The 23,724-nt window shown below is 48.5% G+C and carries 25 protein-coding genes; 5 read left to right on the top strand and 20 right to left on the bottom strand.

Going from position 1 to position 23,724, the window contains the following annotated elements; translation table 11 throughout:
* Positions 1-148 precede the first annotated feature (148 nt).
* The 17 genes from ACLM7Z_RS08650 to ACLM7Z_RS08570 form a co-directional block, all read right to left on the bottom strand.
* Entirely contained in the window at positions 149-517 is a 369-nt protein-coding gene (locus ACLM7Z_RS08650) for a hypothetical protein (RefSeq protein WP_435644899.1), read from the bottom strand.
* A 45-nt stretch (positions 518-562) separates the two neighbouring features.
* On the bottom strand, positions 563-1,198 hold the full coding sequence (locus tag ACLM7Z_RS08645; RefSeq protein ID WP_435644898.1) for a hypothetical protein: 636 nt from the start codon (positions 1,196-1,198) through the stop codon (positions 563-565).
* Positions 1,173-1,487: a hypothetical protein gene (locus tag ACLM7Z_RS08640; protein ID WP_435644897.1), complete on the bottom strand. Its 315-nt coding sequence runs from the start codon at positions 1,485-1,487 to the stop codon at positions 1,173-1,175. Before ACLM7Z_RS08640 ends, ACLM7Z_RS08645 begins: the two co-directional genes overlap by 26 nt.
* A gap of 321 nt (positions 1,488-1,808) precedes the next feature.
* Positions 1,809-2,150 carry a DUF3795 domain-containing protein gene (locus ACLM7Z_RS08635; protein WP_087018301.1) on the bottom strand — a complete coding sequence of 114 codons (342 nt, stop codon included), beginning with the start codon at positions 2,148-2,150 and terminating at the stop codon, positions 1,809-1,811.
* 10 nt (positions 2,151-2,160) lie between these two features.
* Positions 2,161-3,504 (bottom strand): erythromycin esterase family protein, encoded by a 1,344-nt coding sequence (locus tag ACLM7Z_RS08630; RefSeq protein WP_435644896.1) that lies wholly within the window; start codon positions 3,502-3,504, stop codon positions 2,161-2,163.
* 24 nt (positions 3,505-3,528) lie between these two features.
* Complete coding sequence (locus ACLM7Z_RS08625) at positions 3,529-3,783, bottom strand: hypothetical protein (RefSeq protein ID WP_435644895.1); 255 nt, start codon at positions 3,781-3,783, stop codon at positions 3,529-3,531.
* A gap of 219 nt (positions 3,784-4,002) precedes the next feature.
* Positions 4,003-4,602, bottom strand: a complete 600-nt coding sequence (locus ACLM7Z_RS08620; protein WP_087018305.1) for a methyltransferase family protein — start codon at positions 4,600-4,602, stop codon at positions 4,003-4,005.
* Positions 4,603-4,659: 57 nt separating this feature from the next.
* Entirely contained in the window at positions 4,660-5,076 is a 417-nt protein-coding gene (locus ACLM7Z_RS08615) for a hypothetical protein (RefSeq protein ID WP_087018307.1), read from the bottom strand.
* A gap of 6 nt (positions 5,077-5,082) precedes the next feature.
* Positions 5,083-5,832: a CPBP family intramembrane glutamic endopeptidase gene (locus ACLM7Z_RS08610; RefSeq protein WP_087018309.1), complete on the bottom strand. Its 750-nt coding sequence runs from the start codon at positions 5,830-5,832 to the stop codon at positions 5,083-5,085.
* Between the two features lie 18 nt (positions 5,833-5,850).
* A complete protein-coding gene (locus tag ACLM7Z_RS08605) occupies positions 5,851-6,666 on the bottom strand; it encodes an alpha/beta fold hydrolase (protein ID WP_087018311.1) in 816 nt (271 codons plus the stop codon).
* 178 nt (positions 6,667-6,844) lie between these two features.
* Positions 6,845-7,339 (bottom strand): hypothetical protein, encoded by a 495-nt coding sequence (locus tag ACLM7Z_RS08600; RefSeq protein ID WP_133058261.1) that lies wholly within the window; start codon positions 7,337-7,339, stop codon positions 6,845-6,847.
* 13 nt (positions 7,340-7,352) lie between these two features.
* On the bottom strand, positions 7,353-8,054 hold the full coding sequence (locus ACLM7Z_RS08595) for a hypothetical protein (RefSeq protein WP_435644894.1): 702 nt from the start codon (positions 8,052-8,054) through the stop codon (positions 7,353-7,355).
* Positions 8,055-8,276: 222 nt separating this feature from the next.
* The gene (locus ACLM7Z_RS08590) at positions 8,277-9,878 is read right to left on the bottom strand and encodes a hypothetical protein (protein ID WP_435644893.1); all 1,602 of its coding nucleotides are present in this window, start codon (positions 9,876-9,878) and stop codon (positions 8,277-8,279) included.
* The gene (locus ACLM7Z_RS08585) at positions 9,872-10,585 is read right to left on the bottom strand and encodes an ABC transporter ATP-binding protein (protein ID WP_435644892.1); all 714 of its coding nucleotides are present in this window, start codon (positions 10,583-10,585) and stop codon (positions 9,872-9,874) included. The genes ACLM7Z_RS08590 and ACLM7Z_RS08585 overlap by 7 nt, the downstream gene beginning before the upstream one ends.
* 233 nt (positions 10,586-10,818) lie before the next feature.
* Positions 10,819-11,562, bottom strand: a complete 744-nt coding sequence (locus ACLM7Z_RS08580; RefSeq protein WP_435644891.1) for a hypothetical protein — start codon at positions 11,560-11,562, stop codon at positions 10,819-10,821.
* A 368-nt stretch (positions 11,563-11,930) separates the two neighbouring features.
* Entirely contained in the window at positions 11,931-12,443 is a 513-nt protein-coding gene (locus tag ACLM7Z_RS08575) for a hypothetical protein (protein WP_087018327.1), read from the bottom strand.
* Between the two features lie 47 nt (positions 12,444-12,490).
* Entirely contained in the window at positions 12,491-13,084 is a 594-nt protein-coding gene (locus ACLM7Z_RS08570; protein WP_435644890.1) for a TetR/AcrR family transcriptional regulator, read from the bottom strand.
* A 1,268-nt stretch (positions 13,085-14,352) separates the two neighbouring features.
* On the opposite strand from ACLM7Z_RS08570, the gene ACLM7Z_RS08565 reads away from it, so the two are divergent.
* Both ACLM7Z_RS08565 and ACLM7Z_RS08560 read left to right on the top strand, forming a co-directional pair.
* On the top strand, positions 14,353-15,549 hold the full coding sequence (locus tag ACLM7Z_RS08565) for an ATP-binding protein (protein ID WP_087018333.1): 1,197 nt from the start codon (positions 14,353-14,355) through the stop codon (positions 15,547-15,549).
* Between the two features lie 154 nt (positions 15,550-15,703).
* Positions 15,704-15,901, top strand: coding sequence for an IS3 family transposase (locus ACLM7Z_RS08560; RefSeq protein ID WP_435644889.1), 198 nt, complete (start codon positions 15,704-15,706; stop codon positions 15,899-15,901).
* Positions 15,902-16,321: 420 nt separating this feature from the next.
* On the opposite strand, the gene cas1 is transcribed toward ACLM7Z_RS08560, so the two are convergent.
* On the bottom strand, positions 16,322-17,089 hold the full coding sequence (cas1, locus tag ACLM7Z_RS08555; protein ID WP_435644888.1) for a type II CRISPR-associated endonuclease Cas1: 768 nt from the start codon (positions 17,087-17,089) through the stop codon (positions 16,322-16,324).
* A 15-nt stretch (positions 17,090-17,104) separates the two neighbouring features.
* Positions 17,105-20,392, bottom strand: coding sequence for a type II CRISPR RNA-guided endonuclease Cas9 (cas9, locus tag ACLM7Z_RS08550; RefSeq protein ID WP_435644887.1), 3,288 nt, complete (start codon positions 20,390-20,392; stop codon positions 17,105-17,107).
* A 484-nt stretch (positions 20,393-20,876) separates the two neighbouring features.
* Here cas9 and ACLM7Z_RS08545 point away from each other — a divergent pair, with 484 nt between their 5' ends.
* From ACLM7Z_RS08545 to ACLM7Z_RS08535, 3 genes are read left to right on the top strand one after another with little or no spacing between them, the layout of a single operon-like run.
* Positions 20,877-21,407 (top strand): transposase, encoded by a 531-nt coding sequence (locus ACLM7Z_RS08545; protein WP_435644886.1) that lies wholly within the window; start codon positions 20,877-20,879, stop codon positions 21,405-21,407.
* Between the two features lie 26 nt (positions 21,408-21,433).
* Positions 21,434-21,802: an IS3 family transposase gene (locus ACLM7Z_RS08540; protein WP_435644885.1), complete on the top strand. Its 369-nt coding sequence runs from the start codon at positions 21,434-21,436 to the stop codon at positions 21,800-21,802.
* Positions 21,723-22,289, top strand: coding sequence for an IS3 family transposase (locus ACLM7Z_RS08535; protein WP_435645768.1), 567 nt, complete (start codon positions 21,723-21,725; stop codon positions 22,287-22,289). The genes ACLM7Z_RS08540 and ACLM7Z_RS08535 overlap by 80 nt, the downstream gene beginning before the upstream one ends.
* A 158-nt stretch (positions 22,290-22,447) precedes the next feature.
* Here ACLM7Z_RS08535 and ACLM7Z_RS08530 read toward each other — a convergent pair whose 3' ends face one another.
* Positions 22,448-23,686 carry an IS256 family transposase gene (locus ACLM7Z_RS08530; RefSeq protein WP_435644884.1) on the bottom strand — a complete coding sequence of 413 codons (1,239 nt, stop codon included), beginning with the start codon at positions 23,684-23,686 and terminating at the stop codon, positions 22,448-22,450.
* Between the last annotated feature and the right edge of the window lie 38 nt (positions 23,687-23,724).

Below are 23,724 nucleotides of genomic sequence, written 5' to 3'. Positions count from 1 at the left end.
ATTTAGTTGCCTTGCTACTATAACACATTTATCTGTATCCTGCAAGTGTAAATTTGCAGTTGCTCAGGTCCATTTCAGAGATGAACAAAATGATCATCTGGATCAAGAAAATGATTGTTGAAACCGTCGGTATTTCATTCAACTCAAATCATCCAAAAGCACGCCGAGTCTTGTTAGCAGATTTTTGATAATCAGATAAAATTTCAGCGACCTCTGTTTTCGTGCTGTACTGCATCGGCATAAACCAAAGGACATCGACAATAGGAGTTTTTTCGCGTTTTCTCTCACTCGCAAAGCTTAAAAGCTCTAACCCACAAAACCGTGATCCAACAGCCTCCTGCCGCAATGGACAGCAGCAGACAAAGAAGATTTCCCCCTGCCATCGCTTTTCCAATCCAAAAGGAAGGGAGAAGTGAAAAGCCAAAGGAAAGCGGTGCCGGAACAAAATAAGGTAAACGCCGTAGAACAGCGCCAGTACCGAGACCGCATAGGGGAGCCTGTCCCAAGTGATTTTCATGATTTTTCTCCTACAATCCAAGTTTATCTGCTTTTCTCTATTCTTTCATTTTACAACCTCATTCCACTCAACTCCGTCCTCGTCTATCCAGGTATCCGTACCGTTATAGGCAAAACGGCGTTCAATACGATCCATATAGGTGCCGTCCGCCAATTTATATACTGTTGTCGTGTCGCCACGGAGATTCACAAGCTCCACCACATCCGCTCCCGGATGAGCTGCTTCACCCGTATCTTCTCCGTCTTTTCCCGTCTCGCCCTCTCCCTGGGACCAGCACAGCAAAAGGCCCTTGTATTCCGTATACAGGAAAAGTACGCCGTCTGTTTTCTCCGCCGTAAATTCCATTTTCATGGAGCTTCCTTCAAAATCATTGGTCATATCGGCGGAGAGGATGTTTCCGCTCAGTGAATAAGTACCGATACCGCCGTCCGCGCCGATGTACCATGAGATATGGCCATCGCTTGTGATCTCCATGCTGCTGCCAAATTCCATAGCGCCGGGGATCGCCTCCATAGCGGTGGCATTGTCTTTTTCATCTTCCACCAGATGCCACGGGCCGACCAGATCGTCCGCTGTCACGGCATCCGGATTATTTTGCTCCTGCACCGGCGGCGCGATGGAAACGGAGGCGTCCGTCGTTTCCCTGGTGGGAGCCTCAGCGGGAAGGCTTTCTTCTTCCACAGCGGAATTCGACGGTTCCGTCTCCCTGATAGAGCGATGTTCCGTCCGGTGACGTGATCTTCATCTCCAGCGACCCTTTCACCGTCTCGAATAAAATTTTGAGCGTATCACCCTGCTTCAGCTCCAGGGTGTGGGTGTCCGTGCCGTTCATGGTTTTGACATCCAAGTGGTAGGAATCCGCGTTCTTTGCGCTGCTGCCGTCAAAGGCGGAGCTGGACGCGCACCCCACAAGGGTCAGCAGGAGGGCGCAGACGGTTATAACGATAACGAAAAATTTTTGCTGTTTCAAAATGGTTTCCTTTCCGAATTCAGATTTGGTTTGATCAAACATGATCAAGTTGCTATTTCTTATCCATATTCATCCGAATCACATTAAAAAGGTTTGACAGCAATATACTCACTACTGCGATTGCCAATGGTGTCGCGGTCTCATTTCCGTCAAAAATGCTGACGCACAGAAAGATTGCACCCGCTACGATCAAACCTAAACTTGCTATGATGAAAAGTTTATTCAGTATTTTTTTCATTTCATTTTCTCCTTCCGATTTCTCTGCCTTCTATCGCGCACGGTCAAAATATTCAAGGTTATCTCGCTTTCGCTTGTCTATCATCACCGGTCACGCTCAAGCAGCCGTGACTTTGCCTCCGAATTGCTGTTCCAGACCGCACCCACCGTGGGGCAGCCGCCCCTGTCCGGGCAGTCGCCGCAGGTGGCAAGGCCCTTTTTCAAAACGCACTGGCGGATGGGGCACAGTTTGTCGCAAAACGGTGTCTTGACTCCCTCCGTGCGGCAGCCCAGGCAGTTGATCATATCAGGGGTGATGGGAACCTCGTTCAGCCCGCTCCAGAGCTTTGCGGTCTTTTCCCGGAGTGCGTTGTCATTGTTCAGCGTAGCGACGCGGGCATCGCAGGTTTCGCAGTCCAGCCCGCAGCAGGCAATCAAATTTTTCATGGTATTTTTCTCACTTTGCTTGCTTAATTCTTGTCGGTGTTCCTTCCGAAACATAAAGCATACTGTCATAAGCCATTTCCGGATTTTCAAATACCCTGTATGACATTGGGATCGTCCTTATGATGAGGTTGTACCCCTCTCCAAGGGATCCATTATAAATATAATCTGCGGTATATTGCTTCAGGGAAGAATCCTCCGGTATTTTCGAGAAATCCAGCCAGCAGATGTTAAACCCTGCTCTCTTAGCCGCTTTTGCGAGAGGGTCATAGGAATAGAAGGTCTGATTGGTCCGGTTTCCGTTTCTGCCGCGGGGCAAATTACAGGTCGTCTTGTAGAAATCCGTCCCGATCACATAGTAATCGTCTTCCAGTTCCTCATACAAAAGGCCACCCATGTTCTCGTAGCCTGTAACCTTTTCAACATGCCCATTATGACCGGAAACAAAAATACATTCTCTCCCGAGCTTTTCCTCCTGCTCCAGGATCCACAGCGTATTCTCTTTCATAAATGAATCCCTCAGCGAGATATACTCCGCGCTGGTGCCTTCGCCAGAATTCAACTGACAATTTTGAATCAGCATTTCCGCCAGATGTACGCCAAGGTCGCTTTCCTCTTTTGCCGCTAAAAGCGCTTTGATCTGCTCGAAATGCGCTTGTCTCTGTGGGTAATCGTACTCCGGATTCCAGTCTTCACCGGTCACCAGAGGTTCGATCTTGGCAGCGGATACCCTCAGTTTTTCGCATTCTTCCAGAAGAAGCTGATAGGTGTACAGGCCTCTTTGCATATCAAACCCGTAGAATCGAAGATCCTCCCCTTTCGGAGCTTTCTCATTGTATTCTCGCATATAGGAAATGAGCGCAGCCATTTCATCTGTACGGTAAATCGCAAATCCGATGTTTGCCGCCGCTTCCTCGGCAGTGCCGGTGCCGCCGTGAATATATCGGTTTACCATCTCACATCCGCCGAAATCGCCTTCCAGTGCGAATGCTTTTACGCCTTCGTTTTCTACCAGCAGTTGAAACACATCCAGCTTTAACTGCTGGAATTCGCTGTTGCCATGAGATGCCTCTCCCAGTGCGACTACCCTTACCCCTTCCGGAATTGTCAGGCTTTGGACAGTCTCGGCGTATTTTGCAAATTCTTCCGGGTCCGCACTTTCACCGGTTCCAAATCCGCCGAAATATGTAAATACCTCAGCCAAAAGAAGCACCGTGATGAAAATGCACAGGAAAACGGTACGGAACACCCGGCCCTTCTTTTTCTTTCTATTTTTGACTACGACAGCAGCGGTCACCAGGCCCAGAGCGACCCAGGGCAAAGCGGCAAATAAAAAATCAATAAATCCATTCCACATAGGTGTTCCATTCCTCTCATTTTCTCATTCGTGCTTCTTCCCGAAACACATTCCGATGACCAGCCCAGTGAGCATCCCCATAGACAGGGTGACGCCGATGTACTCCGGGAAAATGGCGCCAACGGCGGCCCCGAAGCACATCCCCAGGCTCATCCCCATGGCCTCATAGCCGTTTTCCTTTTCCTGCTTCTTTTTCTTTTCTGCCCGTCTGGCGAAGAACACCGCCAAAGCGATCCCGGCCACCACCAGCGGCACCGCCGCCATCATAAAGTCACGCATAAATTTTCATTCCTTTCTTACAATGTCTTTACCATCTGCATTTCCCGGAATTGTCTTCCGGGAAACAAGTACGCAACCTCTTTGATCTCTTCAAAACCAATATCAGCGTACATCCCGCGCACGACTGCGTTATCCAAAGACACGCTGATATACAACTTCTCGGCGTTGTGCTTTTTCTTAAAATAGTCCAGAAAAGCCACGACCGCCTGTTTGCCATATTTATCGCCGCCCAAGATAGCGGAATGTATGCCGCTTGTATTCCCGGTACGGCGTGCCGAATGTTTCCTCCAGATACCGTTCCTCCTGCAAAATCTGTAAATGCAGCATCACAATGGCAAACACCGTAAGCGGCACGGTCAGCAAGTTACAGTACATTAGTATCACACCGATATACATGAGGTCAAAGCCGAGAAAGGCCGGATTGCGGCTGAACTGATAGATGCCGGATGTGACCAGCTCTGTGCGATCCCAATCCGGGATGCCCACCCTCCAGCTATCCTTCATACTGAGAACGGAAAGGAGAAAGGTCAAGTCACCGAGCATCCCGGTGACAAAGCCGGTAAAGCGTGCGTTTGCCGCAAGGCAGCTCCAGCCGAACGCTATGGACACAAGCTGCACGATCACAACGCCCAGCGTGGCCATGCTCATCAGCAGTTCCACCGTGTGAATGGACGTTTCTTTTCGCTGTCCGATTTGCCGCGTCCGGATGCCGCGGCGCTTCTGCGCCAACATCTTGGCAAAATAAATGCCATAAAACACCGCCAGCACAAAAAGGGCAAGCAGGGGATAAGGGAGAAGTTCTTCCATCGGATATTTCATAATGCAACTCCTCAAATGAATCTTGTTTTAGCCATGAGCAAAACGCAAGGCGACCTGTTACTTTTTTTGATTCTTCCTTGTGCAGGCCACTCGGATAAACGGTACAAGCAGCAGAAGACATACCAGAATAGAACCGCCCAGCTGCCCGTAGGACATCCACACATTTGATTCCGGCGGGCAGGGATAAATCACCGCCACAACCACCCGGAAAATCCAAAGGGCCAGCAAAAAGCCGTAGAGATAGAACGCCTCCGGGTTCTGAGCAAACACCTTTTTGCCCCACAGAATGACAGTAAGGCTTAGCCCCGACAGCAAAAAGGAAAAGCATAGGTTTACATAATTGATTGGAACCACCAATGTCTCATAGGGGATATAGGAAGCCCAGCCAAACATCCACGGCACGGTAAAGTGCCACAGCCCCACCAGCAGGCTGATCGCAGCTCCCGCGTAGTACATGACCTGATACTTTTTCATCGGTTTTCACCTGCCTTTCATAGCCGGTTCCCTTTTGCGAGCAATTATTCGGAACAGATAGAGGAAATAGACCAGCAATACGATAAACTGTACCGCGCCCAGAATTATCTCAAACTGCGCGGAACCCTCTCCGCTGATAAAGGCGCAGAAGTCATGCAGAGCGTGGAGCAATACGCAGGGGAGAAGACTGCCGCTTTCCGCGAATATCAGGGCAAATATCATTCCGTAGACCAGGGCGAAGCAGATCTGAAGGATCGTCTCCACAAAGTCCGCGCCGCCTGCCAGATTCAGAATATGGCTGAACCCGAAAAGGACGGAGGAAAGCATCATCGCCTTTCCCACGCCGCGCCCCAGCCACAGGCCGCAGATGATGCCCCGAAAGAAAATTTCCTCCGCCATACCGATTCCAAGCGTCAAAAACAAGTTTGCTAAAATCAATGCCGCACCGCCGTTAAAGTTTATTCCCGCCGCAAAAGGGGAAAGGGCAATGAGCAAAAGCGGCGAAAAATAGAGCATTCTCTTTGCCGCCCCTTTTTCCGCACTTCGAAATCCCAGCTTTGAGATTCCTTTGTATCGGATGATGGAATTCGCCAATGTGATAATTACAAGCCCCCAGATCACAGCGCCCCTGATCAGCGCGGAGCGAATGCCCTCTATTCCTGTGATCACCACGATTGCTCCTTGCGCGAAAAAGAACAGCAGCAGCACAAGCATTGCCCCGGCGGTTTTCAGTACGATTCCGTCTTTCCGTTCCATTTTATCCTCTCTTTGCCGTCACCGCATTCCCTCCGCCAGCCGTTCAATCAGCCGGTTTACGATTTCCGGCTGGTCGGTGTTGGAGTTGTGCCCAGCATCTTTGATCCATTCCAGGGGAATTCCGGTGTCCTTATGCCACGCCTTGTTGTATCTAACGCAAGACCCCGCCTTGTCCTGTTCGCCGCAGATGAGCAGGGCGGGGCATTTGATTTCATACGGCAAATCCCGCTCCACCGCCTCGGCAAGGATTCGGTAGCCGTAGCCGGAAAGCTTTGCGTAGCGCTCCTGGTCGCCGTCATACACCAGCATCATGTCCCGCATCAGGTTCCTTCCGTATTCCGACAGGGCGACGCCCTTTGTCCCGGACTCTAAGAGGGCCTTCCACGGATAGTGGCGATAGACTGGCTCCATTCGTTTCAGCAGCCAAAGCTCCGGCTTTGTCATATACTTTCGTTGCAGCGGCGCGGAGTCGATGGACACAAAGCCCTTCAGCTTTTCGTGGTAAATTTGCGCATACGCCTGTCCCACATAGCCGCCCATAGACTGCCCCACGATAACGGGTTTTGTGATCCCCTCCTGCTCCAGAATTCCGTCCAGCCACCTTGCCTTGTCCATCAAATCGAAGTCAAAGGCAAAGGGCCAGGAGGCGGCGTGGCCGGGGGCGTCCCACACAAGGACATTGTATTTCCCTTCAAAATACACGATTTGTTTGTCAAACAACCGGTGATCCGCCGTCAGACCGGGCAGGAACACCAACGTTATTGCGTCCGGTGAAATCAGATGCACCCAATAATGGATTTTGCCCAATGGTGTCGAATATGTTCTCTCGTTCATGCTTCTTCTCCTTGTCGATCCCAGTTGCGGTTATATGCCCAAAACACGTATTGCTTGATTGCCATATTCCTTAACGAATGTCCCCGGCTCATCCGGTCAAAGTCTAAGGACTACGAGGCGGCGTGACCGGAGCTATTTCTCCAATCTCATCCGACAAACAGAAAGCCCTGTTCGTTCTCTATCCCAGCACCGCCACAATCAGGGCGCACAGCAAGCAGGGAACGAGACCAAGCGCCATGCCGATCACCGAGCGCACTACATGATACTTCTTCTGGTGATACGCCTTGTCCATGTGCTCCGTTCCCGGCAAACGGATGCGCTTGACGTTGGCAAACAGCACCCAGTCCAGGAAAAAGCAGTCGTACCAGTCCACCAGCAGCCATAGACCGTATGCGTACAGGAAGCCGGTCTTGAAATCCGTCGCTCCTGCCGCAAGCGCCAATGCCGTCAGAATGGATAAAGCCAGCAACACTGCAAAGCCCTTTTTCAAGAACACCGAGGCACTGAGCACCTCGGTGGGAATGCGCTCATGGGTTTCAAAATATTTTTCCTGAATGTCCTTGGGATAATCGTGGATCCACCAAACTGGATTTCTGCACAGCGGGATCATGATCAGGCAGGTAAACAGGATCAGCGCCCCAACACATTCCATCCCATAAATCGTCCAATTCACTGTTTCGTATCTCCTATAGCGCGTTCCAATAAAACACGAAGATCAGAATACATCCCCAAGCGTTTCCGGTGGCTTTTCGGACGATCAACATTCCATAGATCAAAAAGAGAGTACACAGCATCTCCGCCACCGCGTCCGGCGTCACACCCACGACCCCGTGTATCAGAATACACATGGCCGCGCAGACGAAAGCGCCCCAATCCCACAGCCTGTTTTTGGACGGATAGCGCTCGCCGATTTTATCGGAAATCACCACATAATTGAAGCCCTCAAAAAAGCCCCAGAAAAGCGCGGTGAGCAGCATGGCAAGAACGTTCTCCGGGAAACCGCTCTCAATCGCCTCCGCCGTCGTTTGCACAGCGGAAAAGGGAAGCCATGTATGCACATTTCCCGCAAAGAGGTTATACAGGAGATCCGGTACGCAGCACAGTGCGCTCAGCGCAATGGCGCTCAGCAAATGCTTACGGGTAAGGCCGTGATCTGAAAATCGTTCCTTTCTGACAATGGCCACGATGGTGATTCCCAGTCCGGCAATGCCGAACTGAAAGATGCCGCCCATGAACACAACCCGCAGCACAATCGGGATCGCGGTGTCGGCGGCGATGTTGTCGATCTCCCTGCCGAAAACGGTATAGATGACAAGAACCAGCAGGGACACACCGGCGATGATCCACAAATCTGTATCCAGTTGTTTCTTCCGTTCTTTTGTCAGCATGACAGCTTCCTCCCTGATTCGGTTTCTATCTTGTTTGTATTCTCGTGAAGCGTTCCGAAGGAACAGCAGCTAAACTCCCATGCCTGCTGGCGCAGGCACCACCACATTGTATAAGTCCACGGATTGCTCCGCGCTTCGCTCTCACGATTCTTTTCCATGCTATTAACGGCCTGCTTCCCGCAATATTTCGTTTTGGATGTTTCATAGCAAATGCCACCCCATTTACAATGCCGCAAACACCCCGCAGCCCCGCTTCTTCAGCCACAGATACAGCACCCCGCAGAGAACAAGGTCCAGCCCGATGAACGCTCCCATGTATCCTGCAAAGCCCAGCTTCCAGCCGGGGAGCAGCAGAAAGCCCACGCAAAAGAGGATGGTGTAGGCCCAGCCGCCGAACATGGCGATCATCACTCCCATGCTCTGCTTGATGACCGTGATCTCCTGCGTCCAGTTGAGATTGGGCATCTTCAGCCCCATAAACAGCCCGAACAGCGCCGAGAGCAGCACAAAGGACAGCGTCTGAACCGCCGCAAGCGCGACATCCAGCGGGGCAAAGGGGCAGACCATCGCAAGACACAATAGGCAAAACAGCATGGGGACGCCGGTGAGCAACAGCTGCACGGAAAGCTTTGCCCGAAGCGCCTGCCAGGGCTTTACCGGCAGAGACTGCATAAGCCACAGGGATTTACCCTCCAGTGACACGGAGGGAACTGCCATATCGTTCATGGAGGCGATCATGCACCCCATGGCGCACAGCAGCACCGGAACGCTGCCCGGCTTTTCGCCGAACACCTCGTTCATGACCGTGAGGAACGCCCCACCCTTCCACAGCAGCAGGATGCCGCAGACGGGCAGCATCAGGATGCCCAGGCCGCAGTTGAGCATATAGTTGGGGTTGGCGAGAAACCGGGAAAATTCTTTCCCCAGCAGGGCGGAGGAGACGCTTTTCTGCCTGACGGCGGTTTCCTTATAGACCTTCCGTTCCGATTTCCCGGTGGAGGTGACCAGCTTCAAAAAGCTGCGGGAGATGAGCGCCCACATCAGGGCGAACAGTGCCGCCACAACCAGAGAAATAACCAGACACGGGATGGGGTCGCCCACGCCCACTTGGCCGAACAGGTAGAGGGGATAGGCGGCGCCCTTGACGGCCTCGCCAAAGGCCTCTGCGTTGGATAGCAGCTCGCTGATCAGGGTCTGGGCCTTGAACACCGCGAAGTAGTACACGGCGAAAAACGCCAGAGAGACGATGACGGTAATGAGGCTCTTGCGCTTTAGCTTCAGGCTGATCTTGGCCACCACCCAGCCCAGGGCGCAGGAGACCGTCATGACAAAAACGGAGATCAGCGCGGTAAGCAGCAGCGAGCCCAGCACGGTTTGCAAGCCGAATGCCGCCTCTACCCAGTAGACAAGTATCGCCGGAAGGATCACCACGCCGGAATACAGAAGGCCCATGAGGTAAACCGTGGTCATCCGGGAGGCCATCAGCACACTCACCGGAATGGGCAAAGACAGCAGTAAATCGTTGTCCTTGGCCAGGTACAGCGTGGAGTAGGTGGTGAACACGCTGCCGAAAGCCCCCAGCAAAACGGCGATCATCCCCATCATGGCAAAGTAGAGCCAGCCCACACCGGCAGCGTGGAGAGGAGCGCAGAGGGTCTTGGCCAGCATCGCGAACATCCCACCCAGGACACCCGCCATCAGAAGGGCAAAGAGGACAAAATAGGCCGCCGTGGCCCCCTTGGAGCGGGCCTTGTTCTTTTTCGCGTTATAGAAATAGCTGCGGAATATTTCCGCCAGCTCCTTTTTTACCAAGACCTTCAGCATACTTCTCCCTCCAACTCCAGGAACACGTCCTCCAGAGACTCGTCCCCCTTGACCTCCTCCATGGCGCCGGAGCGGATGAGCCTGCCTCCCTTGATGATGGCAACTTTATCGCACAGCTTTTCCGCCACCTCAAGTACATGGGTGGAGAAGAAGATGGCCCCGCCCTCGTCGCACACCTCCCGCATCATTTCTTTCAGCAAGTGGGACGCTTTCGGGTCCAGCCCCACGAAGGGTTCATCCATGAGGATGAGCTTCGGCTCATGGAGCCAGGCGGCGATGATGGCCAGCTTCTGCTTCATGCCGTGGGAGTAGGCGGCGATGGGCTGCGCCAAATCGGCGGTGAGTTCAAAGTCGTCGGCGTATTTGCGGATGCGCGCCTGCCGCTCATTTGCGCCTACGCCGAAAATGTCGGCGATGAAATTCAGGTACTTGATGCCCGTCATGTAGTCGTACAGGTCGGGATTGTCTGGGATGTAGGCAAAGCGCCGCTTGCATTCCAGGGGATTTTCCTTGATGGATATCCCGCCAATGGTGATTTCTCCCGCGTCAAACTGCAAAATGCCCGCCACGGATTTTAACGTTGTGGTCTTTCCCGCCCCGTTGTGGCCAATAAAGCCGTAAATCTCGCCGGGGGCGATATGTAAATTCAGATCATCCACGGCTTTTTTCTCACCGTAGGCTTTTGTCAGATGTTCAATTTTCAGCATGGTTTTCTCCTCCATCATTTTCTAATATTTTAAGTCCTGTTTTAACATCCGTTCCCAATAACTCCTGCGCTTTTTTTGAAATCATAAACTTCATTCAGTTTCTCGTGGGCGTGTAAAAGCTTTTCCTTGCCGTATTTTCTGATAAACAAAGTCTGCGCCTTTGCAGCCCTGCTGTCGCTGCCATTCCACGCAATCGGAAACAGCCTTCTTGATTTCAACTCCATGTCCTGCCATCAAATAACCGCCTCGTCCTCCACGATTTGACCGTCGGCGGTGACGGTGAGATACATTTTCTCCTTGTCAGCGTCAAAATGAAGCTTTCTGGTAGCCAAAACGGTTCCATCCTTACCTTTTGCAGTGATCGTAAAGGGGACAGGCGCTTCCGCATCCTTTGCGGCCATCATAATATCGTTGTCCATAAAAACGTATTTTCCGCTCTCCCAAGCGCCGCCGTCCGCGCGAAGCCCGCCACTGCTGGAGCCGTCATAGGACATGGAAACGGAAAATATGTCGTCCCGCTCCAGCTTTACATACACGCCATATCGCTCCGATTGCGGCAAAAATCCCGTCTCCCGCTCCCACAGCGCCGACTCGTTTCTGGAGGTCTTGAGGATCACCTCGCTGATTTCGCCCTTGACGGGGACGGTCACGTCAAAATCTCCTGTCTCAAAAAAGCCGAACACCGCACTGAACCGAAAGCCAACATAGAGCATCCCGTCCCGTTCCTCGCTATAGCAGCCGCAGAACCCCTCGGGAAAAGAGCCGGGATAAAACCCAGAGATATGTACTTTGTCCTCGCTTACCTCCACGGCTTCAATTCCCGCGCCCTGACAGGCTCGGAAGCCAAGCAGCTTCCACCCATAGCGGCCCGCCAGAAAGACCGCCGCCAGGATAGCCGCGGCGACCGCCAGCGCGATCACGATTCTTTTCCATGCTTTTAGCGGTCTGCTTCCCAATTTCTGTTCTGAAGCGTCCATTTTTGTGGTCTCCTTTTCTCGGTTTTGTTCCCATGCTACCGTAACCGTCGCCGCGCGGATAGTACGTTTCCGCAGACATTTGTGTCTATTTTATAAATCTGAAGAGTCTGCCTGGTGCCATAGACAGAGTGAGAAGCACACCTCTGTGCCTTCGGTGTTTTTGTGAAGGGCACATAACATCCCCGCTATAACGCCAAAGCTCTTTTTCCGGGACGCTCATTTCCATATGCTCCGCTTTTGCCCATTGGGGCATATTCATTATTTTATTCTGTATCTGCTTATATCGCAGGTCATTGTCGTATATCTGCATGTATCCTCCTTCGGTGTCCTGCACTGTAAAAACGCAGCGCACACCGCAAGCCCCGTGTCTAAGCATCAGGCTCTCTTGTCATAAACGCTCTCTTGTACATTGGTAAAACAATTCTCCAAAACAGCAGGCAATGGATCACCAACATTACTCCAAAAAAGATTCTTACAGCCCATTCAGGGAACAACAGTGCAATTCCATTCATATCGCCTCCGCCGAAAAAACCGCACAATATGCTCAGATACAACGGATCAATCAGCAGCATGGCAATCGTAATATAATACAGACAGACTTTGAAGGTTTTAGATTTGACCTTGCAAATTTGAGCTGATGTCAATGTCAGCACATAAGCTGTTATCATTGTCGCCGCAACACCGACACTGCAAAAAATACCAAGCCCTGTTTCACTCATTCGTTCCTCATATATTCCAATCTGCATACCAAGCCCCATAAAATTGATCTTGCGAAACGCTCCGACAGACAGCGCATAAATCAGATGCGCGCCTTCGTGTATGATATAGTACATCAACACCGCGGAAAGCAGCCCAATATATTGACGTATGCGTTTATTCATATAATGTATCCTCCTGCTGCTTAATTTTTGCTCATTTTCCTCGTACTTCATGGATTCGGAATTCTATCCTCCGGAATCCCTGCCTGCTTGAGGAAACTATTACCTGCCTGATGTATCATGCTCATGATTTCTCCTTCCGATAAGTGCATCATACCGGTTGCTAAAAAGGAAGCGATCCCATGTGTATATATTACAGTGTTTTGAACATACTGCTCTGCGCTTTTCTCTGATATCTGAAATTCCGCCGCTATCATTTTGATCAGCTCACGGTTATCTTTATCGTCAAGAATCACATCAGAATCTCCCACAGGATAGCAGTCACTTCCATTCAGAAATACAAATTGAAAAAGATTAGGTTCATACAACGCCATTTTTATATAGGCTTGCCCTACCTGCTCAAAAGCATTGACTGACTCACTGGCTGAGGGGCGCATTTTGCTGTTCGCGTATTTCAGCGCGTGATCGGCTAACGCCTTGCGGAGTCCCTCCATGTTACCAAAGTGCCATACCAGGGGCTGCGTAGAGCAGCCGATTGCCTTTGATAAGGTCTTGATATTGATTGCGGAATACCCATCACGGATCAGCATTTTCAATGCCGCTTCCAAAATAACTTCTTTGGAAATCTGCGTTTTTCTTGCCATTTTAGTTTCCTCCCCCTAATTGCATAAATTATTTTATATAATTTGATTTATATTATAGGCTCGATTTAGAACCTTGTCAAGCACTCTAAATGATTTATTTTTTTCAATCAAATCCTATCTGGACCCGACTTCTTGAGGAGCCTACTTCTTGTGCAAGCAATTCCTTCCTGATCAGGAAGGCCCAAACAAAAAGATTCCGCCCGTAGGCGGAACTTTCTGTTTATGCTTGTTGGGGCAGCCTCGTCTCCCGACTCGATCCGCGCTAAACGGTCTCCACCGGAGACCGGCGCCCCCAATCCCCTTATGAACGAAGATTGCACCTTCGGCGACGCTCGTCCTCGCAAGTTTCAAGTCCTCCACACCGGTAAAGCCGTGCTGCTGATAATAGAGCAAAGCCATGGCCTGTTGTTTTGTGATCTGATTCTGAATCGCCCGGTCGTAATACTGACCACGCCCCTGATTCCGCTTCGCCTCCAGAGAGCTGACCATTCATCTGCTGCTTAAAATTTGTGAGTTTTTAGACTGCACTTTTCTTGACAATTCCAGTATATTGGCTCTGACGGGAGAGAATAGCAAGTCAATCTGACCACATAATTGTCACAAGAATGTGCGTCAAAAACTGTGTAGAATTCTACCGGTTTTTAAGCTCATCACGCTGACAATAGTCCTATCGTCTCAACAGCGAAAAAAGTAGTTTATTGTCTCAACCCTGCCAAAACCCAGGCGATAGAACGATTGTCAAAGCAAAAAGAAAAGGGATTCCGGGAAACTGCCAAATACGGCAATCTCTCGAAATCCCTTTATTTCTGGGCTTTTCAGAACTTTTTTACTTGTTTCGTGACAGAAGAACTACGGTCTCAACATGCCACGAGACAATGGCTTGAATGTCCACAGTACACGGGAATAAATCTACTCCTTATGTATGGGGGAACATATCAGCCTTCGCAAGCCGTGTGAAAGAAGTCTTGGAATAACAGCCCGATTTTGTTTTGACGGGGTGGCTGAAGATTCCTATTACGAAATCAGGTGCAAATGCAATGATTTTCGTAATAAGTTAGGCTGCCCATTCAATAGTCATCAGAGTTCATTAACCGACTCATTATGCTGTCCCGAGAAGTAATCGTTCCATAGACACAGTTTCAAAAAATAAAAAAATTTACGATTTTGAAACCGGCATCTTGCATATACTCTTTGCAGACAGTATAATAGCTACAGCAGAGCGGTTTCAAAAACCGAAAAAAATTTAAGTTTTGAAAGCGGGCGGCTATATGAAAACAATTACGAGGACCAAATATCTCGATCGGATCATTGAACTGAACGGCACTCCCGACATCAAGATTATTACAGGCATTCGTCGTTCCGGTAAATCAAAATTGATGCAGGCATATATCGAGTATCTGAAAAGTCATTTTGAAAGCATCAACATCATCTTCATTGACTACATGGATTTGGCGTATGAAGAGATTAAGGAATACCATGCATTACACGCTTATGTAGAAGATCATTATCAAGCCGGGAAAACCAACTATCTTTTTGTAGATGAGGTTCAGATGTGTCCCAAGTTTGAGCTGGCAATCAACAGCCTTTACTCGAAGGGCAAATATGACATCTATGTGACCGGCTCCAATGCTTTTTTGCTGAGTGCAGATCTGGCAACCCTTTTTACCGGACGCTACATTGAGATTCATGTTTTTCCGTTTAGTTTCCAGGAGTATTGCCAGTATTATGATGGTGTCGGCGATAAAGATAAACTTTTTGATGAATACGCGATAAAAGGCGGTTTGTCTGGCTCTTATGCTTACAGAACGGAGAAAGACAGAACCAATTATATCAAAGAGGTATATGAAACCATTGTGACAAGAGATCTTGTACAGAAATATTCTCTGCCGGATACTCTGGTTTTGCAGCGTCTGGGTGAGTTCCTTATGGATAATATCAGCAACCTGACCTCTCCCAATAAGATCAGTCAGCTGCTGACAGCGAACGACACCCCAACAAATCATGTAACGATTGGCAGATACATGAAATATCTGTGTAATGCGTTCGTGTTTTATGATGTGAAACGTTATGATATTCGGGGGAAAAAATATCTGGAGAGCTCTGAAAAGTTTTACCTCTGCGACAGCGGTATTCGTTATGCAATCCTCGGAAGCAGAAATATGGATTACGGCAGGGTTTATGAAAATATGGTTTGTATCGAGTTGCTCCGCCGTGGATACGATGTTTATGTGGGAAAGCTGTATCAGAAAGAAATTGACTTTGTTGCACAAAGGGGCAGTGAGAAAATCTATCTTCAGGTGAGTGACAACATTTCCGGGCAGGAGACTTTTGAACGGGAAGTATCTCCACTGCTTCAGATTCGGGATGCTTATCCGAAGATGGTCATCGCCCGAACCCGGCATCCGAAGTATAGCTATGAAGGAATTGAAATTCACGATATAGCGGATTGGCTGTTGCAGGAATAAAGAACAATACATTACTGTTTTTTAGAATTCTTCTTTGAAACAAAAATAGTGTCATCTTCCGTTTCAATCTTGAAGCCTGACCATCTAAGGACATGCGCCAATGAATCAATATATTTTTTCTGCTCTTCAATAGGAATTTCTGAAGGTAGGGACAATGCCTATATCGAATCTTTTCACACTATTATCTATCAAACGTGAATGGTTGAATCGTTTTAAAATTCGCAACTATGAACAGGCATATCGTTTAGTATTTGAATATTTGGAGGCTTTCTATAACACCAAACGTATTCATAGCTGCTGTGATTACATATCTCCGGTTGATTTTGAAAAGCTGTACGAGAGGACATCGTGAGGCGGAAATTTTGGCAAGCGAACAGTTCAAATTCTTATTTTCACTTGTACGAAATCTTGACAGAGCACCAATAATTCTTTGTGATACTTATGCGTTGTAGTTCCCAGATGTTTCTTGTTGTGGTATAATAACAGGGGCTAATTGTACCTTTGCGTCATCGTTGTAGTTCCCAGATGTTTCTTGTTGTGGTATAATCCATGCGATTATGACAATTGAAAGGATTGGGTTGTAGTTCCCAGATGTTTCTTGTTGTGGTATAATAGACGCATCCGGACGCGGTGTTTTTCTCATCTTTTTCGTGAGAAAATGACAGAAAATGAAAGAAATGGGACGAAAAAAGCCCATTCCATGAAATATGGAATGGGCTTTTTTTTGATGCAATCTCCGGTGTTCCCCTCATTTTTTTCGTTTTTTAGAAAATCATGAGAGAATCCGAGCTTTGCGGTTCATCATATACCGTCGGTCTCCCAAGCAGAATCCGGATGCTGTGATACTGTTTTTCCGTGATAACCAGCATGCGAATCGACCCGTGTGGTGGGATCTCGGCTCGCAAACGATTTTCATGAAATTGAGTTCGCTGTGGTGAAAGATTCCCAGACACGGCTCTAAACCATGCATCACCAGATTTCTGGCAATTGCACCGCGCAGAATCGTATATCCGTAGTTCAAAGCGGCATTGGTAACGCATTCCTCTCCCCGCGAAAATCCCGTGCCGAATAACGCGGGAAAATAGCGAATGGCGGCCATTGCCTCGCAGTTGTCCGGGTCTCCCGAGCGGACATCGTCCGCCATGCTGTGCAGCTCCGACACACAAGGGCATTCCAGAAACTCCAGACACCGCGCCTGATTATGAATCTTCTGCTGTACAATCGACTGCCACAGACGCTTTTTCGTCGGCAGAGACAGCACAATCTGGCTTTGAATCTGTTTGAGCTGACGGCTGTGACGGTTCATCGGCAGGAGCAATGCCGCAGGCAGATGTTTTTCATCACAAAAATAGACTGTCACACCATACTCCGTCAGTTTTTGCATTGCCGCAGATGTGATCGTGACCTGCTGTGATTCAATCAGCAAGCCGGAGATATCCTCCATCGGGATAGAAACCTCCTGCCCCTTCCGAATGACCAACTGCTGATTGCGCACCGACAACTGTGCCGGATTTGCGAGGAAAACCGAGCGATATTCCATCCCCAATCACCTCACTCATCGGAAGTCCGTCCGGATTTCCGGCAGATGTACCTTGTGATATTCTCCCAGAACATCCACCTCATATTTTTCCATCGAAAGCAGACGCTTGACGCCCATACTCTCAATCTTATATTTCCGATCATGTGTCGTCATCTCAAGCGTTGCACCTGCAATATTCGCTCCTCCATAATACAGCAGCCATTCGTTCTTGGCTATGGTTGACTGCGCCGTCGATTTTTTATTGACAAGGGACAGCTTGATCTCTTTTTTGCTTCTCACCAGCACCAAATCCCCTGGATAGAGTGAAAACCGGAACTGCTCTTCCTGCATCGGCTTCCATTGATTATACTCCTTATGTGCTACCACCGCACGATTAGGCAAGCGCTCCTTGACCGTATCTGCAGTATAAATCGGAACAAAGTAATACCCGTCATCTGGCACATAGTATACGTCAATGCGGACCATCGCGCCGTTATCTGCAATACCGCCATTGGTGCATACGTTCAGGCTGGTCTTTTTATAAGTCTTTACCGTACGGACAATCGGCCCCGGCGTTCCATCCCGCTTCGGTTTGTGGAACGGTTCAGTAAATGCCTTTTCCGCTTTTCCACCGTATTCCTTCAGGCGGTTTTTTAACGCCTCATACAGCAGCAAATCACTGTCCGGTTTGTAGTATCCCTCAATTTCGCCGTCTTTGTTGAGTTTTAATTCCGTCAATGCCGTTTTTGCAACTGCATTCCCCGGCATCTTTGCACTGCGAATGGTCTCTTTATGTGCAGGACCAGTGACCTTGCGGTTTGGCATACGGGAAACGAAAACCGGTTTGATTTCCTCTTCCGCATCGTACATCGGAAGATGCAGATGCATAATCTCGTCATAGGGATATTCGGAAAGCCGTGCTTCCAATTCCTTCCGGAACATCAGCCATGGTTCCGGGAAATCAGGCGCATATTTGCTGTCATACGCTTCCCGAGTCATCAGCGCTCCTGTTTCCGGATCCACATAGTCCGATGTCCGTTTTTTATTCCATTCTCTCCGCTTGGAGTAGTTGGAAATCCGCTGAATCATTGCGTTGGTTGTAATAGCGACAACCGCCGCATCCATCGCGTGATGAAGATCTCCGTCTTCCCGAACCTTTTTCAATCCAAGTCGTTTCCGGATATAATCTGTGATCACGCCGTTAACCGCACGCACCGGACGTTTGGATTTCGATGGCTCACACTCCAGATAATCATTGAGAATGTTGTAAACTGCTCTGGTAATATACTGTGTATCACTCAGATTGCGTTCACGAAAACTCTTTTCCTCCTGATAACTCATGTGTTCTTTCAGGAGCTTTTGCCTCTTTCGATAATCGCGTATTGTCGTCTCAACACGAATTCGGAATTGCTCCGCCTTCTGTACATCGTCTGCCATATATGCGAGCGGGAGACGATCTCCCTTTTGTCGGTTCTCAGAAGATAAAACGAGTACTTTATTGGTATAGCTGTCATCAAATGAACGACTATACGGAATGATATGGTCTATATCGACATAACCGGGTTCAAACAGTCTGTTGATATCCAGTGGGGTACCGGAATACATGCAGACTTCTTTCTGCTCACAGAACAGTTTGTACTTGATAATATCCAATCCGGTTGCACGCGCTTTTTTCACTTCCTCAATTTGTTCGCGGGCAGCATCATTGGCGGAGCGTTTCTTCTCATTCTGTTTTTCAATCTTATCTCGTTGTGCCTTATTGCGGCTCATCTCACGTGCTAATTCAATATTGACAAACTGCGGCGAACCATATTTCCGAACAATCGCATTGATAACTTTAATGATCTGGGATACCGCACGAAGAACAACCGGATTCGTAATTGCCTCGAGTGCTCCATCTTCCCGAAGGCGATTATAGGAAAGAAGTTTTGTCTTCTGCACGCCAATATGCGCTCTGTGATCGCCATATACGATTGTACAAGCATCCGAATAGTTGATTCCCTGTTCCAAATGCGGAATCAGCCTTCTCATTGCAGTGAGCGAGAGATTGCCTGCCTTGCTGAATGACAGCGAAAGAAGCGGTTCAATCATCTCTGCCGTAAGTCCCAGTTGTTCAAGATTCTCTATTCTTCTTTTGTCCGACTTATACAGACTGAGAATTTCCCCAATCCCATCTAATTGCTCCACAGACAGCGAATGAAACGACGTTCCCAAGACTTTCTTTATCTTATGATAGGACTGCATCTCGGAGAATTTCGTTTTCTTCTCATATTCTTCAGCCGGCTTTTCGGTCTCGTATCGAACCATATTGAAACGCAGTCTGTCCGGAATCTGCAATTCTTTTCTAATTCTCTGATAGTTCAGATTTGCAGTTTTCATTGCCAATGCAATGATCTTTTCCCTCTGTTGCTGATCCAGTTCTGTCGGCTGGGTCTCATTGGACACCAGCCGGATATGGTTGATATCCTGAAGCAGCTTAAAATACTCGAACGTATAGCATGCCTTAAATGCTCTGCGTTCTTCCTTCTCAAAGATACAATATCCTCGAAGGTCAGGATTTCGGTAAGGGCTGTTCCCTCCGGGACCCTCATCAAAATTTCTCTGTCCAAGCAAAATCGCCAGATATGCTTCTTCAAATGCCGCGGACGCATATTCGTTTCCAAATAATCTCTGCTTCTCAAACAAAAGCTTTGCTTCTGCTTCTATCACATCCCGTGTTACTGTAAAACGATATGAATTCGGAGCATTTCGTGTTTTTCGTATTGTCCTGCCATCCGGCATGATAAGAGTAAATTTCTCATCCTTGCAAAACATTTCTCCGACCGTCCGATAATTCTTTTCCTTCATCAGCTCCTCATTGGCTGACAGTGCCTGCTTTACCGCACCGGTTTCCTGATCCTTTGCAGCCTCTGCTGCGCTGTTGGAACGGTATCCCCTTCGCTGTGCAAGATGAATTAAAACACGTACCCACTCATTCTGCATCAAACGGCGGTCCAGTCCGTCTGCACGAAGCTCATAAACATCCTGAACAAAATCACTGTTTTCAAAAAGATGAATCATCTCATCTCGAGTCATGATTCCCTGTTCTTCGATTAAATATTTGATCCTTTCTTTGCGATGCCTGCGCCGACGAATTCTTCGTCTGGAACTGCGCGCCTCCCGCCTCGGGAGTGCAAGACTGGCACCCGTTTTAGGCTGCTCCGCTTCTGTAAAAACACGTACTCCAAGGTCTTTAATTTTTACCGGTGCGTCATCCGCCCCATTCTGTAACACCGCCCAACCAACAGAGCCAATACCCATATCAAGACCGAGTGTGTATTTCATATTTCCCCCTCTCTTTCTCTATAAAATCAGAGACGCCCCAACCATAAAAGTGGCTGGGGCGGAGCTCTGAGGCATACTGCCTTATTGCAGTAACCAAATGTTTCTTGTTGTGGTACAAGTTACTATTATAATACATAATTATTTTTTGCTTGTCAATAGTGATAAAATACATACGCAAATTGAAAGTGTAGGTGTTACAATGATGCGTGACAAAAAGTAAAAATAAAAAGCGAATATAGAGCGAACCTGTGATAAGGTTAAGTTGTCGAGACAAAACCGAAGGGCAGGTGCACTATATTCGCCATGAATACAATAACACAGAAGATGCGGTTTCGGCAAGCAATAGTTGAATACGCACTGAAACATGGAGCAACCAAGGCTGCTATCCGATATAATGTTAGCCGCCAATATGTTTATCGATGTGATGATGTATAGTCAGTCCAAGATTTTGTCCGCACCCCCGACTCCAAAAGGAGGGAACTGAATGTATACAAAAGAGCAGGAAGAAATCGCACTAAGAGAATACGAGCGGCTGGGATCAATAGCTGCTGTAATCCGTCGGTTAGGATACCCGAGCGAGTCTACGCTTTACCGCTGGTATGAGCGCAAAAAAGCCGGGTTAGAGAACAGACATGGCCACACAGAAGAGTCTCCCACAGAGATGGATCATCACTGCAACACATCGGGGCATCCAAGGCATCCCTCAGCAGAATTCAAATATGAGGTAATTCACCGTTGCTTTGAATTAGGCGAAGATGTAGAATATGTATCAAGGGAAATCGGATACAGCCGTATGAGCATATACGTCTGGCGCAGGAAATATCTGAAGTATGGGATGGTGGGTCTGATGGCGAAGAGAAAAAGCATACCAAGGGAGCCGTTGCCTCAGGATCATGCATTGCCTGAATCTGAGGAACTGGAGAATCTTCGAACGCAACTCCAGGAACTGCAGTTTGAAGTAGATGTGCTGAAGGAGACCATCTCAGTTTTAAAAAAAGACCCGGCATCGATCTAACGGTACTCAGAAACCGTGAAAAGGCAGTGATCATCGATGCCTTGAAGGGGAAATATGCACTGCCAGCGCTGCTGTCCCGTTTTAAGATGGCCAAAAGCAGTTACTATTACCAGCAAGCTGTTATGAACAAACCCGACAAATATCTATCCCAACGGGCACAAATCACCTCGATTTTTCACGAAAACAGGGGCATATATGGTTACCGTCGCATTTATCTGGCGCTGAAGCGCAAAGGGATTATGCTCTCCGAGAAGATCATCCGCCGGATCATGAAAGAAGAAAAACTGGTGGTTTTGCGCTCGAAGAAACGAAAATATAGTTCGTATTTGGGGGGAAATCACACCCGAAGTAGAGAACATCATTTTACGCGATTTCCATGCAAATCAGCCGTATGAGAAGTTGCTGACGGATATCACAGAATTTGCCCTTTCGAACGGCAAGCTATATCTCTCCGCCATGATCGATTGTTTTGATGGAATGGTTGTGGGCTGGACGATCGGAACCCGCCCCAATGCCGATCTGGTCAACACCATGTTGGATCAAGTGATTGCCGATCTGCCAGAGGGCTGTCATCCGATTGTCCATTCTGACAGGGGCTGCCATTACCGATGGCCCGGATGGATTGAACGGATGAATGGGGCCGGTCTCATTCGCTCTATGTCTAAGAAGGGCTGCTCCCCCGATAACGCAGCCTGCGAAGGTTTCTTTGGAAGGCTCAAAAACGAAATGTTCTATGGCCGCTCTTGGACAGGAGTCTCGCTTGACGATTTTAGCCGGGAGATTGACCGCTATATCAATTGGTATAACCATAAACGCATCAAGTTATCTCTAGGTGGGATGAGCCCGATTGAGTATAGACATCATCTTGGTTTTGCTGCATAATCAGTCCAAGATTTTGTCCGCACCCCCTATTTTATGATGAGGGGGGACGGCATATCTGCCGTTCCCTTGCTCACACTATAACGGCAATACCGTTCTGGTGTCAAGGGCAGCGGCGAAAGCCGCTGGTTATTTATCCTTGATGCCGGGGCGGTTTGCTGTTAGTCGGGCATTCGATCCTCAAAATAGATCGCCAGATTAGAGTAAATTCTGCCCCAATCCTGACGCCGGCCAGTCCATTTTTTTGTGATATCCATCATTGCCAGATACAGCATCTTAAACAGGCTGTCATCCGTAGGGAAGATGGTCTTTGCTTTGGTAACTTTCCGCAGCTGGCGGTTGAATCCTTCTATCGCATTGGTCGTATAAATCAGCTTCCTCAGTTCCTGTGGGTATTTAAAATAGGTGCTGAGATTTGCCCAGTTATCTCGCCAGGAAGACGAAATTTTGGGATATTTCGCATCCCATTTGGCAGAAAAGGCGTCCAGGGCAGACAGAGCTGCATCTTCATCTACAGCGGCATAAACTGCCTTCAAATCGGCCATTAGTGCCTTTAAATCCTTATAGGAGACATATTTGCTGGAATTTCTCAGCTGATGGATAATGCAGTTCTGGATCTCAGTTTTCGGAAATACAGCTTCAATTGCAGCAGCAAATCCAGTCAGATTATCCGTGCACGCAATAAAGATATCCTCCACTCCGCGATTGCGCAGTCCGTTCAAAACAGTTGCCCAATATTTGGCGCTCTCATTTTCTCCGACCCACATGCCCAGTACATCTTTATGTCCATCCAGATCAATACCAATGGCGATATATACTGCCTTTTTGACGATTCGACCCTCGCTGCGGACATGATAATGGATTGCATCCAGAAATACCACTGCATAAATGCTCTCCAATGGCCGCTGCTGCCATTCTTTTGCAATCGGCAGAATCTTATCCGTTATCCGGCTAATCGTTGTATCAGAGACTTCTACACCGTAAATGTCCTGGATATGCGTTTCAATATCACTCGTCGTCATCCCTTTCGCATACATGGACAAAATCTTTTCCTCGATATCCTGGCTGATGCTGGTTTGATGTTTTTTTATCAGCTGAGGCTCGAATTCTCCTTTCCGGTCTCTGGGAATATCTACTTCTACATCGCCGAAACTGGTTCGCAGCGTTTTCTGGCTGTGTCCGTTGCGGCTGTTATCCGTCTTTTTGTTCCGATAGTCGTACTTGCTGTATCCAAGTTCTTCATCAAGTTCTGCATCAAGCCCCGTTTCCATAAATTCGGCAATGGTTTCCTTGAACAGATTTTGGATATCCTCCATGCTCCCCACATTGCTTGCCTGCAATAATTCTCTGATTTTTGTTCTCCGCGCTTCTTCCTCTGGTGTACGCTTCCTTCTTGCCATTTGTAAAACCTCCATTGCTGTGCTTTTATTCTACACTG

Origin of the sequence: Butyricicoccus porcorum, from assembly GCF_051246315.1 — a bacterium.
GTDB lineage: Bacteria > Bacillota > Clostridia > Oscillospirales > Butyricicoccaceae > Butyricicoccus_A > Butyricicoccus_A porcorum.
Note: the sequence above shows the minus strand (reverse complement) of the source record. Positions and strands in the feature narration are given on the sequence as shown.